The organism is Pedobacter superstes, assembly GCF_037622515.1.
Taxonomy (GTDB): Bacteria; Bacteroidota; Bacteroidia; order Sphingobacteriales; family Sphingobacteriaceae; genus Paradesertivirga; species Paradesertivirga superstes.
In genome coordinates, this window is record NZ_JBBJCN010000004.1 from 66,227 (window position 1) to 79,763 (window position 13,537).

The 13,537-nt window shown below is 39.6% G+C and carries 14 protein-coding genes; 5 read left to right on the plus strand and 9 right to left on the minus strand.

Translation table 11 applies throughout. The annotated features are described in order from the left end of the window. Window positions 1-71: 71 nt before the first annotated feature. Genes WG906_RS12440 through WG906_RS12450 form a run of 3 tightly spaced genes read left to right on the plus strand, consistent with a single transcriptional unit; the run spans window position 72 to window position 3,199 of the window. The gene (locus tag WG906_RS12440) at window positions 72-1,928 is read left to right on the plus strand and encodes a glycoside hydrolase family 15 protein (RefSeq protein ID WP_339992990.1); all 1,857 of its coding nucleotides are present in this window, start codon (window positions 72-74) and stop codon (window positions 1,926-1,928) included. Further along, a complete protein-coding gene (locus tag WG906_RS12445) occupies window positions 1,909-2,712 on the plus strand; it encodes an SDR family oxidoreductase (RefSeq protein ID WP_339992991.1) in 804 nt (267 codons plus the stop codon). Before WG906_RS12440 ends, WG906_RS12445 begins: the two co-directional genes overlap by 20 nt. Window positions 2,713-2,743: 31 nt before the next feature. Next, window positions 2,744-3,199, plus strand: coding sequence for a DUF305 domain-containing protein (locus tag WG906_RS12450; RefSeq protein WP_339992993.1), 456 nt, complete (start codon window positions 2,744-2,746; stop codon window positions 3,197-3,199). A 17-nt stretch (window positions 3,200-3,216) separates the two neighbouring features. On the opposite strand, the gene gnd is transcribed toward WG906_RS12450, so the two are convergent. The 9 genes from gnd to WG906_RS12495 all read right to left on the minus strand — a co-directional run bounded on the left by gnd (window position 3,217) and on the right by WG906_RS12495 (window position 11,624). Then, window positions 3,217-4,200: a phosphogluconate dehydrogenase (NAD(+)-dependent, decarboxylating) gene (gene gnd / locus WG906_RS12455; protein WP_339992994.1), complete on the minus strand. Its 984-nt coding sequence runs from the start codon at window positions 4,198-4,200 to the stop codon at window positions 3,217-3,219. Window positions 4,201-4,216: 16 nt separating this feature from the next. After that, entirely contained in the window at window positions 4,217-5,452 is a 1,236-nt protein-coding gene (locus WG906_RS12460; protein ID WP_339992995.1) for a cation:proton antiporter, read from the minus strand. Between the two features lie 78 nt (window positions 5,453-5,530). Next, complete coding sequence (locus WG906_RS12465) at window positions 5,531-7,102, minus strand: L,D-transpeptidase family protein (RefSeq protein WP_339992996.1); 1,572 nt, start codon at window positions 7,100-7,102, stop codon at window positions 5,531-5,533. A 100-nt stretch (window positions 7,103-7,202) separates the two neighbouring features. Continuing rightward, on the minus strand, window positions 7,203-7,811 hold the full coding sequence (locus tag WG906_RS12470; protein WP_339992997.1) for a hypothetical protein: 609 nt from the start codon (window positions 7,809-7,811) through the stop codon (window positions 7,203-7,205). 1 nt (window position 7,812) lies between these two features. Continuing rightward, on the minus strand, window positions 7,813-8,256 hold the full coding sequence (locus WG906_RS12475; RefSeq protein ID WP_339992999.1) for a hypothetical protein: 444 nt from the start codon (window positions 8,254-8,256) through the stop codon (window positions 7,813-7,815). Window positions 8,257-8,403: 147 nt separating this feature from the next. Continuing rightward, window positions 8,404-8,844, minus strand: a complete 441-nt coding sequence (locus WG906_RS12480; RefSeq protein ID WP_339993000.1) for a hypothetical protein — start codon at window positions 8,842-8,844, stop codon at window positions 8,404-8,406. 113 nt (window positions 8,845-8,957) lie between these two features. After that, the gene (locus tag WG906_RS12485) at window positions 8,958-10,196 is read right to left on the minus strand and encodes a DUF2254 domain-containing protein (protein ID WP_339993001.1); all 1,239 of its coding nucleotides are present in this window, start codon (window positions 10,194-10,196) and stop codon (window positions 8,958-8,960) included. A 102-nt stretch (window positions 10,197-10,298) separates the two neighbouring features. Continuing rightward, complete coding sequence (locus tag WG906_RS12490) at window positions 10,299-10,823, minus strand: DUF421 domain-containing protein (RefSeq protein ID WP_339993002.1); 525 nt, start codon at window positions 10,821-10,823, stop codon at window positions 10,299-10,301. Window positions 10,824-10,874: 51 nt separating this feature from the next. Next, window positions 10,875-11,624, minus strand: a complete 750-nt coding sequence (locus tag WG906_RS12495) for a Crp/Fnr family transcriptional regulator (protein ID WP_339993003.1) — start codon at window positions 11,622-11,624, stop codon at window positions 10,875-10,877. Between the two features lie 130 nt (window positions 11,625-11,754). Here WG906_RS12495 and WG906_RS12500 point away from each other — a divergent pair, with 130 nt between their 5' ends. Both WG906_RS12500 and WG906_RS12505 read left to right on the plus strand, forming a co-directional pair. Next, the gene (locus WG906_RS12500; protein ID WP_339993004.1) at window positions 11,755-12,339 is read left to right on the plus strand and encodes a hypothetical protein; all 585 of its coding nucleotides are present in this window, start codon (window positions 11,755-11,757) and stop codon (window positions 12,337-12,339) included. A gap of 104 nt (window positions 12,340-12,443) precedes the next feature. Then, window positions 12,444-13,358 (plus strand): AI-2E family transporter, encoded by a 915-nt coding sequence (locus WG906_RS12505; RefSeq protein WP_339993005.1) that lies wholly within the window; start codon window positions 12,444-12,446, stop codon window positions 13,356-13,358. The last annotated feature ends 179 nt before the right edge of the window (window positions 13,359-13,537 follow it).

The following is a 13,537-nucleotide window of genomic DNA, read 5'->3' on the forward strand; positions in this document are numbered from 1 at the left end:
TAATCTTGACCAGAACAAAACCTCTGGCAAATAGTTAATTCTAAGCACTATAATGCCTCAAGTTATTGCCTATGAGTTATCAGCCAATAGAAAATTATGGAATTATCGGCGACCTTAATACTGTGGCATTAATTGGATTGAATGGGTCTGTTGACTTTATGTGTTTTCCAAACTTTGACTCTCCGAGCATCTTTGCTGCCCTGCTGGATGAAAAAAAAGGTGGGTGTTTCAAGTTAAATCCATTATTTAAAGAACAGAAAACCAAACAATTGTATTTACCGGACACGAATGTGTTGCTTACCCGGTTCTTATCAACAGAGGGCGTTAGCGAGATTACCGATTTTATGCCGGTTGAGGAATTGTATAACGGCAAAGAGCTTATACGCAGGGTAACAACAATCAGGGGCGATGTAAAATATAGAATGAAGTGTATGCCCCGCTTCAACTACGGAAGAAGCCTGCATACCATTACCTCTGTTTCTGACACAGAAATTATATTCACGAGTAGCGGAGAAGAAAGGACAACGATTCGCCTGGTTAGCTCTGTCCCGCTGCAGGTGATAGGAGACGATGTTGTTGCCGAGTTTTCTTTGGGTGCTACAGAGACAGCAGACTTTTTACTGGAACATGTAGATAAGGAACATCATAGCGAACGGGATTTTAAGGCTTTTATAACAGAGGCCCTCTTTGAAACTGTTAATTACTGGAAGAACTGGATAGCTCAATCTACTTATTCAGGCAGATGGCTTGACATGGTAAACCGTTCTGCGCTTGTCTTAAAACTACTAACTTCACATAATTACGGATCAGTAATAGCATCAGCAACCTTCAGTTTGCCGGAAAGTATTGGTGGGGAAAGAAATTTCGATTACCGTTTTACCTGGATCAGAGACGCCTCTTTTTCGATGTATGCATTGATTCGACTCGGCTACACTAAAGAAGCAGGTGCATTTATGCATTGGGTAGAAAAGCTATGCCAGGATATAAAAGGCCAAAACAGACTCGGAATCATGTACTCTATAGATGGTCACAGGCAACTTGAGGAAATGGCACTTGATCATTTTGAAGGCTATCGAGGTTCTGCGCCCGTGAGAGTCGGTAACGATGCCTATGGACAATTACAACTTGATATTTATGGAGAATTACTCGATGCTGTTTATCTCTACAATAAGTATGGAGAGCCAATTTCTTACGACTTCTGGAAGGATCTTGAGAAACAAATAGATTGGTTGAGTGATAACTGGAACCAGCCAGACGAAGGCATTTGGGAAGTACGCGGTGGCCGGAAGAATTTCCTCTATTCACGCTTATTATGTTGGGTAGCCTTTGACAGGGCTATTAAAATAGCAGAAGCCAGATCATTCCCTTTAAACCCAAGATGGCAAACTGAACGAGATACGATCTTCAACAATATTTTTGCAGATTTTTGGGATGAGAAAAAGCAAGCATTCATGCAATACCCGGGCGCAGAAACTGTAGATGCTTCTACCCTTTTGATGCCGCTTGTGCGCTTCATAAGTCCCAAAGATCCACGGTGGCTTTCTACCCTCGAAAGAATTGAAAAAGAACTGGTATCTGATTCTTTGGTTTATCGCTATCGGCCAGATCTTGCTGCCCCCGATGGATTTGTTAGTCATGAGGGAACTTTTTCCATGTGCAGCTTCTGGTACGTAGAATGTTTATCGAGATCGGGTCAACTGGAAAAAGCCAGGTTCTATTTTGAAAAAATGTTAGGATATGCTAACCATCTTGGGTTATATGCAGAGCAATTGGGTTTTCAGGGAGAACACCTGGGCAACTTTCCTCAGGCCTTCACGCATCTTGGCTTAATTAGTGCGGCGTACAACCTCAATGGGCAGTTAAACGATAGCAGAAATAAAAACGTAAACAACTATTCATCTACCATTTATGTTAACAAAAACAAATAAGCAGACGGTTTTAATAACAGGCGCCAGTTCTGGCATAGGCCAGGGTATCGCCATAGCATTTGGCCAGCAAGGTGCTAACGTTGTTGTAAATTACCATAGCGACGAAGATGGCGCTAGTGATACGTTGAACCAGATCATCCAAGCTGGCGGAAAGGGCTTTATTCACAAAGCTGATGTTGGAAAAGAAGATGAGGTTATTGCCATGTTTGACAAAGCACTGCATGAATATAGTACCCTTGATGTTCTGATTAATAATGCCGGAATCCAAAAAGACAGCGATTTCTCCAGCATGACATTAGACCAATGGAATAAGGTTATCAACACCAATTTAACTGGTCAGTTCTTATGTGCCCGTGAAGCAATCCAGGCATTTGAAATCAAAAAACCGGGTACTTCAGACGGCCGGGCGATAGGAAATATAATTTTCATTAGCTCTGTACACGATATTATCCCATGGGCCGGGCATGTAAATTATGCATCCTCAAAAGGTGGTATTTTGATGCTCATGAAATCTCTTGCACTGGAGGTTGCGTCGAAGAAGATAAGAGTAAATGGAATTTCTCCGGGCGCAATTGCAACCGAAATTAACGAGGATGTTTGGAAAGATGAAGAGAAAATGAGAGAACTGATGGAACTTATACCCTATAGACGCATTGGCTTACCTGAAGACATTGCAAAGGTGGCGGTCTGGTTAGCATCACATGAAAGTGATTACATAACCGGAACAACAATTTATGTAGATGGTGGAATGACATTATACCCGGGATTTGTGGATAACGGCTAGAATAAAAAGTATAAACTTAAAATTCACAGTAATGAAAAGTAATAATTATATGAAGTTTATGGGCATGCTGATAATTTCGTTTCTTATAATGTATGCTGTAATGTTTCTTAACGTAGACAGGCTTGATCATGTATATCTAAGCACAACCCGCGCATACATGGCACTTTTAATGGTTTCGCCTATGGCTATATTAATGCTGTTAATGATGTCGATGATGTATGAAAACAAAAAATTAAATGCACTTATTACGATAGTAAGTGTGGCTGTATTTGTATTAGCATTAACATTCCTGAGGTCCCAGACTTTTATAAATGATGAGCAATATATGAAAGCGATGATACCTCATCATTCATCTGCAATTCAAGTTAGTCAACATGCTAAACTTAGTGATCCTGATGTGAAAAAACTAGCTGATCAGATAATTCAATCGCAGGAAAGGGAAATTGCCGAGATGAAGCAACATTTAAAAAGACTGAAAAACCACTGAATGAACATCTGCAAAACTCAGCTGTTATCCGCCCTCTTTTTATATAAGCGATTGCTTTCAATATTCTCAATCTTACCGAACTTTCTTTCGTATTTTATTCCTTCATCTTCGCCAAATGGATGACCACCGAAACCGTGTCGCATCATAGCGATAGCTTTGTCGGCAATACGTTCGGTGTTTCGCGAGGCAAATAGCTGCATAACAGATTGTGCAATTACAGGTACAGGTACTTCCATTCGCATCGCGTCTGCTACCAGCCAGTTAACTTCACCAGTATCTTCTATATAGGATGGAACAGACTCAAACCCGTTATTTTCGTTATATATTTTAGCCATCAGTTCAATTAACCAGGAGCGAATAACAGAGCCGTTATTCCAGGTTTTTAGTATTTGAGGGAAGTTAAGCTCTTCTCTGTAATTTGAAAGCAGGTCCATTCCCTCGCCAATAGCTTGTAACATACCAAACTCAATGCCATTATGTACCAGTTTTACATAGTGTCCGGAACCTGGTGCACCGGTATGAACAAAGCCATTTTCTACTGCAAGATCTGTTAAAATTGGCGCTACGTGTTCCATTGCCTCTGGTTCGCCGCCTGCCATAAAGCAAGCACCATTACGAGCACCATCAACGCCTCCGCTGGTGCCGCAGTCGATAAAATGAATACCGTTTTCTTTTAATTTAAGCGAGCGCTGAATTGAATCACCCCAATAGGAGTTTCCTCCATCCACGATGATACTTCCTTTTGACATAGTAGCAGAGAGCTGTTCCAGTATCCTGTCTATTACTGCTCCAGCTGGCACATAGACGAAAACAATTTTAGGTTCTGAAAGCGACGAAAGCATCTCATCCACACTCGGAGCCTGTGACACGCCTTGCCTTTGGATTTCCTCATTTTGATGCAGATCATACCCCAACACGCCGTATCCTTTATCCATTGCCTGTAATGCAATGTTTCCACCCATTTTTCCAAGTCCGATAATTCCGATTGTTGATTTCTTCATACTGATTCGATTATATTCATTTATCATTTAAGGTTCGCACCACCTTTTCCAGACTTAAACCTTGCACAAGAATGGAGAACAGCACCACGATATATGTAATAGAAACCATCATATCTCGCTCCATACGAGTGGTTAGGGAGAGCGCAAGAGCAATAGAAATACCACCCCGTAAGCCGCCCCAGGTCATAAGGAGGAAAGTCTTTTGCGGGAACTCATATCTTAATCTGAAAAGGTATGATGGAGTAATTAGAGATATATAGCGGCTAATGATAACGATGATTATTGCTGCCAGGCCCACATACAGGAAAGATACTTTCAGAGGGATAACCAAAAGCTCGAGACCTATTAATACGAAAAGCAGTGCATTAAAAATCTCGTCAATCATTTCCCAGAACTTGTGCACATAGTCGTTAGTTTCCTCTGACATCGCCTCCAGGGCTCCCTTGTTGCCAATAAATAAGCCCGCTATCACCATTGCCAGTGGGGCAGAGAAATGAAAAATGGGTGCAAGCGTAATTCCTCCCATCACCATAGCCAGCGTTATCAGTACTTCTGTTTGATAATGGTCTATCCTTTTAAGCATAATAAAGCCGATGTATCCCAGTATTAAACCTAAAAATATACCTCCTAATATCTCTTCCGCCAACAGCACGACAATCTCTGACGTTGATACCTCTGCAAAACCTTCGCTTGCTATGTTAAATAGTGTCAAAAAAACCACAACACCCACACCGTCATTGAATAAAGACTCGCCTGTTATTTTGGTCTCAATGGATTCGGAAATACCGGCCTTTTTCAGGATGGATAATACCGCAATAGGATCTGTGGGTGATATCAGAGCCCCAAACAACAGACAATAAATAAAATCTACAGGTTTAAACAGCATGGGAAGCAGTACGTAGACTGCCCCTCCAACCAAAAAGGTGGAAACTAATGTACCAACGGTCGCATAGGTCAGGATGGGCCATTTTGCCTCCCGGAGTCTTTTTATATCGGTGTGTAACGCCCCGGCAAACAGAAGAAATCCAAGCATAAAATCCAGGAGAAATCCTGAAAAGTCAATTTGAACCATTAATTTTTTAACGAAGCCACCAATTGGTGACGTAGCTCCAGCCAATAGAAGAAGCAGAGATAACAGCAGGGATAAAACCATCAGCCCTATTGTTGAAGGAAGTTTTAAGAAGCGTATGTTAAGATATGCCAGTACTGCCGATAAAGTAATGATAATTGATATTAATCTCAGTGTATCCATACGTTAACACCATAACAGTATTTCAAAGAAATGGTGCGATTTTCTTTGATTTACTATTCAATAACGTGTTAAGCATTTTCAGTTAAATAAATGAGCAGCCACCTTTTTGTCGTGCCCATAGATGTCGTCTCTGAAGTTTAATTTCCCGGTATCATCAACCCAGGATGTAAAATAGCTGATGTAAACGGGCACAGGCTTATCAAGGCCAACCCATTTTTCAGAATTAGCGTGCATTGCTCCTTCTATTCTTTCGGCTGTCCATTCTGCTTGATCTTTTAAGAGGTATTTAGCAAGTTTAAATGGTTCGGCCACTCTTATACAGCCGTGGCTAAAATCTCTTCTGGTCCGTTGAAATAACCGCTTAGCTGGTGTGTCATGTAAATAAATACTATACCTGTTTGGGAAGATAAACTTTACTCTGCCAAGTGCATTCTTTCTTCCGGGCTTTTGCCTGATAACCGGCAGACCATTTCTCTCTCCGGTTACTTCCATGTTATGTCGAGCTAAATACCGTGGATTCTTTTCGATGCCAGGAAGGATCTCGTTTCGGATAATGCTCCTGGGTATGTTCCAATAAGGGCTAAATACAACATGTTTAATCTTGTCAGAGAAAATCACTGTACGATTGGCTGCCTTACCCACAACAACATCCATATTTAACACTTCATCGGTCCCTTCGTATACATGGAGCCTGAACTCCGGAATATTTACAATCACTCTTTTGCCTTCGCCTTGAGCGGGCATCCACCGCATCCGTTCCATGTTAATAAGCATTCGCTCGATTTTCGTTTCTATAGGAATATTGAGAGCTCTTATTACGGCAGGGCCAACGATACCATCATCTGTTAAACCGTGTCGTCTTTGGAAACTAAGGACAGCAGCTTCAAAGCCACTGTCAAAGGCATTCGAGCCATTAGCAGATGGCAGATCACCCAAAATATAAAGGTGATCCCTTATCAAATTTATTACAGCGGAAGAATCCCCGAGCCTAAGCACTTTCCTTTTGCCCAGGGATATTTCCGGCCATACTCGGTTTTGTAGCTTCTGAAAACGCAGGACATGATCTCTCATTAATAGATACTGCGGATTAATGGGCAGAATACTTTCTGGTTCCTTTCCGTTGTTTTCAGCGAACTCACGAAGTGTCTTTACCGCATTAACCTTCTTACGCGGGATATGCCACTGTAAGTTTTTAGGGTTAACCTTCCCCGTGTATGCCCGCTCAACAAAGTTTAGAAATAATTGGGTAAGCTGTAATTCCGTTGATTCAAAGTCCTGTTCGACGAGATTAAAATTTGCATCGGAAGTTGTAAAAAGCTCAACTCGATCATGTAAGTCTGCATTATAAAGGGAGCTATCTCCCGAATAGTTAAGGAAGTTCTCGTACAAGTTCCAAAAAGATTGGGTTTGCTCAGCAAGTCCGTCTTCATTAAACCAGGCATACTGATAGCTCCTGTTATTATAAAATTGCCGGATATCATCTGCTTTGCTACTCGATAGTTTGTCGAGAGATTGACGTTTGACGTGAAGTCCGGTAACGGAGTTTGAAATCGTTATTGATGTATCCTGCAACTGCGTTACTTGCGCCCCGCGGGTGTTGGTTGCAAAGAAAAATAGAAGTGGAATATATAATGCGAACGTGTTTTTCATAGTTTCTGAATAGCATGGGCTAAATCAGATAAACGACGTTCTGATGCCCTTAATGAATATGACTAATTAACATGGTTACAAATGCTTATATATTATACGGTTATTCAAGGTTTTTATTCTCATCATCAGTCATCTTTTTTAAGAGCACAGCCACCTGTTGAAAGCTTTGAACGATTTCAGGCTTTTGCTCAAGTGTCGGTTTTTCGGATTCTATCTCTGATATTTTTTCATTCAAGATTTCTATTTCATTCTCCAGTTCTGGAAACGAATAGGTTTGCACTGATGTCAACACCTCTCCGGAAGCTGTGAACGCCTTTTTTATCATATCAGCATGCTGTGAGCTTTTTGAATCTTTAATCAAAAGATCTGACATTTCTTTTATAGTATCTATGCGTGCTTTAGAATCATCTCCCATCTTCCTCGAGACCTTTGTCGATAGAACTTTTAAAGCATCAGCCATTTTACTAAGTCCGGTGGATACAAATCCATGATTTACATTCATATCACTTTTTGAAGCTTCATCTGCCCATTCAAGATAATGATTCACAACAACCATCGAATCACTGGATAACTTCAGGTTTCCTCTAAGTTGGGTATGCGTATCTTCCTTAGGCCAGAACATAAATACGACTCCGGCAAGGGCAATAGCCCCGATTACCCAATAGACCAATTGAGTAACTCGATTTATATTGATTTTTTCAGTTGCCATGTTAGTCGAAATTTCTTGTTTGAATCACCGTCTGTGTACCAGGATACTGAATGGAAGCTGTATCTTCTGCAGTAATAAATACTCTCACAGGCTCGAATGCGGTTACGGTAGTCAAGGTTCCTTCTAAGGAATTGGAGAAAAGTCCCTTAGAGCTCTTGAGCTGTCCAGCATTTTTGATGCCGTTTGTTTTTGTTTCTACCCAGACAATATAAACTTGCCTGGCAGGGTGCAGCCGTTCAGGTTCCGCTAAATTCGAGAGCTTTATTTCAATCGAATAATTTTTATTTTCATCTTTCTTAATTTTTACGAACCCTTCTGCTGCCGGAACTGCAGCTGAAGGTGTAAATCGAACTTTCTTAGCACAGGAGCCGAATAAGATTGTGATTGCGAGAGCCACAACAAATAATACTCTTACCCCCAGCACGTTTTTACTGATGTTTTTCATAGATGTATTTTAAGCTCTGATGCCGTGTCTAGTCAACCCTTGATAACCTAGTTAGTTTTAAGTGTTTGATTATAATTCAGCAGACACTACCTTCCCAATCGCACATTATTGACGGTTAGCTTATTTTCGTCGCTAGTATTGGCGCTATCAATCGAAGTTTCTTGTTTGGAGTAAGATTTGGCTTCCAGGCACATTACTACTGCCTGTATCTTCAGCAGTGATAAAGATTTTTATTGGTTTGAAAGGGGTAACCGTATTTAATGTCCCTCCTGGACGATTCGAACCATACCTTAAGAAACCTTCCAATTGCCCCAATTTTTTAACACCGTTTTTTTCCGTTTCAATCCAGACTACATACACTTCTTTTGATGGGTATAACTTTTGTGGAGTAGAAACATTTGAGACCTTTATTTTTATAGTATGGTTCTGGCTCTCATCCTTTGTGATTTTCACATATCCTTGCGCTGAGGGAACCAACTTTGAGGGTCTAAATCTTACCCTTTGGGCACACGAACCAAGGACGATTGTGATTGTTAGAGCCAAGATAAGTAGTATATTTAATTTCCATCCGTTTTTACTATTTTTCATAGATAATGTAATATTGAGTTTTGCTGCTATATATTCAACCCTAAAAATGCTTGTTAGTTTCCAGAGTCAATCTACTATCAGGAGCAGACACATCTGGTTGCTTCCCATGAAGCCTAAGAAGCAGTTTCCAGATCCTGCTCTCTTATCGCTTTGTGCACTAGCGCTAAAAGGTTGTTTATTAAAGGCTCTTCACATTGCTTCTGCAGTTGTAAAAGAATGTGAAGTAATTCTTTCAAAACCAAACGATCTTTTCTGCCATAATCCCAGATGGGATGGATACTGTCTCTAAAAATCTCGCTAAATGACCGTTCTTTTGTAATGATTCTGACTACGTCTTCTTTATCTTTAATATGAGTAACCGGATAGTTATGAAGCCGAAATGCCAACAGTTCACCTAATGCTTGCAAGCTTAAAACAGCAGTACCAGGGTCGTTTATTCCTGGACTAAGAGCTTTTACTGCCACCTCCATTAACTGCCTGAAACCATAGTAATAATTGGACTTAATTTCCTGGCCTCTGTGTATATTTATGAGCTTGCTAAGGTCTTCCTGAAGGTTTGTATGGGGGTCCTGATTGCATTTTATTTCCAATAAAGGATGGCCTTCTAAAACAAATGTTCCTGAAGGGTACAGAAATGAAATAACAATATCTTCTCGTTTGCAAAAAGCCAGTAGCACATCATGTGCAAATCCTTGATATATTCCTGACTTATAAGCATTAACCACTGTAGTTTCCACAAGATTAAAATGTACATCAGTATCACTTTTAGCAACACAAGCTTTTTCAAGAGATTTTCTGGTGGTATCATGAATCCGATGAATGATGGTTTCATATTTTACTGATTGAGTAACATAGTGCAGAAAGTAGATAAAAAAGAAAATGTCTATTACAGTAAGTGCAATAAGCAAATAAGTACTTATTGCCGGAACATAAATGCCTGAATTGATATCTCGAATAGTACTTAGCAGAAACAAGGCGTAAACAATAGTTCCTATATAAAAGCCAAGCACTGTTTGTTGAAAACGATTACCAATGAGCTTATCGAGTATCCGGTTACTAAGTTGTGAGGCGGCTTGGTTCAGCAATATCATCACCATACTGAAGCTGAACACGGTAAGGGAAATGATCCCGCTGGTAATAGCAGATATTATGCTTCTTGCGGTACTGGCATCTTTCAAAGTAAGCCAATGTGCATTAGATTTTATAGCTTTTCCTGAATCGGAAAAGTCAAACTGAATCATAAAGAATGACAGGAATAAAAAGGATACGGCTATTAGAGCAGGTAAAAAGGCTATGCTCGCGATGGTTTGTTTATAAATAGTCCGGAACCACTTTAATATACCTTGACCCATGCTTTTCTTTTATACAAGAACTCTGATAAGTTTAAAATGTTCTTTTACATCGCAGTAGCCATAGGAAAGCTACATGTGTTAGCCTTTGGAAATGCCTAAAAATTATTCAATTCTTTTTACACTTGACAACGGTGAGTCTTCATTTGATAGACTACCTTCTTTTACAACTGTAAATTGCCCGTTTGATTCCATTACTACAGCTTCAACCTGTTTTATTGATGTAACTCCGTTGCTTCTAAGGATTGACCTCACTTCTGCCTCCGTAACTCTTTCCTTTTTTAGAGCCTTCCCTAAGAAATTTCCTTTATAAAATATAAGTGTTGGCTCCGAACTGATTAATTTTGAGAACGCTTTCGATCTCACCGATATATATGCAAGCAAATATTGTAAAGAGATTAAGAGAGCCAACGCTAGTGCTCCATCCGCCAGTGCTACATCCTTACTTAACAAAACCGTGGCCAAAGTTGAACCCAGGGCAACTGTAACTATAAAATCGAATTCCTTCATTTGAGCCAAAGTTCTCTTTCCTGAAATTCTTAACATGAAAATCAAGGAGAAGTAAGCAAGAACCCCCACGAGGAGAATTCTCACTAGACTGTGATTGTTACTAAAAAAGATGTTTTCCATAAGAATAGGGTTCCGGTTGTTTTACTATATTCAAAGTGATACGAGAATTACCTATTGTAAATTGCTCTGTTTCACTATTTCTATCAGCTTTAATTCATCAAGAATTCTCATGCTTCTTCCAGTTAATTCAATAATCTTATTCTTACTGAAATCGGTGGCCACTTTAAACAATGTTTCATATGACGAACCTGAGAAGGAAGCAAGGTCCTGACGGGATAGCTCGACATTTAAAATACCGTTCTCATCTGTCCCAAATTGTTTTCTCAGCATTAAAAACGATTGAGCTATACGAGCCTTTACAGGCATATGAGCTAAATCGCGCATGCTTTTATGAGAACATTGAAGCTCATTTGCGAAAAAGTGCATAAGGTTACGGGTTAACTCTGGGTTAACCTTGAGTGTTGACTCAAAAAAATTCAACCCCACATAACATACTATCGAATGCTCTAAGGCGGTGGCAGAACTAGAATATTTTTGATCCTCACCCAATCCAAAAATACCAAAAATACCCCCCGGGCGTACAAAACGAACTATCAAGTCTTTATCACTATCCCAGCGTTCATGAATTTTTATGGTGCCTTGATACACAAAATAAATACCTTCAACGGCATCTCCTTCTGAAAAAACTCGGTTGCCTTTTTTTACTTCAAAATTCTTTTTGTGAAGTTCGATTGCCGCAAGCCATTCAGGCAAACATCCTTTACACAAAAAACAGCTGTTAACATCACACAAATTTTTACTCTTTCTATTAATCATTGAAACTTTACTAAACACTTTAATTGCAAATGCAATATAATACATAATATTAAAAACACAAATAACGTGTTTTACGTTGCCAATACAATAAATGTCATACGCCAGGCAATTGTTTTACTATTGTATAGAACAGCTTGGCTTCATCTTCTCCAACATACTATTAAACAACAAAACTATGGCTCAAATAAATGACGGTATACCAGAGAACTTTAGTCAAAATCCATCACCAAAACATACTTCTGTTAGTAGAAAAACCTATTTAGTAACTCTTATTGTTGCGTTAGTTTTACTCGCGGGTATATGGGTCTGGAAAGTGATTGAAGTAAATAATATAAAAAAGGCTGCCCAAATTGAAAAAGAACAATTGTATAATCAGGCTTCAAGCCAAATTGTGCAGATCCACGAACAGCACCTAAAGCGTTTGAGTAAACCATTCGTATGGGCTATAAGATCTGAAATGATGCGGGGAAATCTTAGCCAGGTAAACCTCTATATGAATGAGATGGTGAAGGAAAAAAACTTTCAGCTAATTGTTGTGGTTAACGACAAGGGAACGATAGTGTCTTCTACAAATAAAAAAGATGATGGTAAACCCTTTTCCTCCATAGGCAATACTTCACTTTTAACCACGAATAGTATTGAAGTTGAGAATAATCAGGACAGTATTTTGGCTGTTACCAGCCCTATAATGGGACTTAACAACAGGTTAGGAACATTGTATATGAGATACGCCGTCCCTCCTGCTACCTTAAACAAATAGGGGTTAAGATTTGCCGTCCGATCTCGGGCTGACAAGAAACCAGGGTGGTGATAAGTAGATGGCTCTGCTGACAAAACATATGATAAGGTTATAAAAACTTTGCTATGATTTTCGTAAAAAAAGTAGCTATTGTAGCACTATTTGTGATTGTGCTGTTACTTCTGAAATCTACCTTCAGTGTGCTGCTGATGATTCTGGCAGCAACTATTATTGCACTTTACTTTCACGGTTTGGCGGGTTTAATTAAAAGAAAAGTTAAGCTGTCGCATAAATGGAGTATGTTTTTATCTATCACAGGAAGCTTCATTATCATTGGGTTACTATTTTGGCTAATAGGCTCGCGTGTGCAGTCGCAAATAAGTACTATGAGTGAAAAACTGCCCGCCATTGTCGACCAGGCAAAAACGCAGTTAAGTCATTATTCATGGGGACGAACCATTTTAGATCAAACTTCCGGACCAAATTCAGAGAAGTTAGTTTCGTCCGCAAAAAGATTTTTCAATTCAACTTTTGGCGTACTTGGAGATATTTATGTGATACTGTTCCTCGGCATTTTTTTAACTGCCGATCCTTCTACCTATAGAAATGGAATTATTGCACTTATACCAAAACAAGACAAAGAGCAAGGCAGGCATGTACTTGATAAATTAGGACAAACTTTAAAAAGCTGGTTTAAAGGCAAGCTGTTTTCTATGGCTGTGGTAGCTGTATTAACTGGAATCGGCCTGTCCATTTTAGGAGTACCGTTAGTTTTTGCCCTGGCTATTATTGCAGGGGCACTGAACTTCATACCTAATTTGGGGCCTATTATTGCCATGGTTCCAGCAGTATTAATTGGATTAACGCTAGGTGTAAACACTGCTCTTATTATTGCCGGCCTTTATATTCTGATTCAAATGATTGAGAGCAATATTATTACTCCAATGGTTCAGAAGAAACTGGTAAGTATCCCTCCTGCTTTAATCATTATCGGGCAATTAATTGTGGGCTCCGTAACAGGCTATCTGGGTATCATATAGCTACTCCGGTTGTGCTAATTATTATGGTGATGGTTCAAGAGCTTTATGTTAAGAAACAACAATAGTGTAAGCGTTTAATAATCGAATTGGTATTGGCTGAAAATAAATTGGGCTGCATCTTTCAGCAAACGGGGAATGACTGATAATAAATCCTATATCCAGGAAGCATACGAATACCT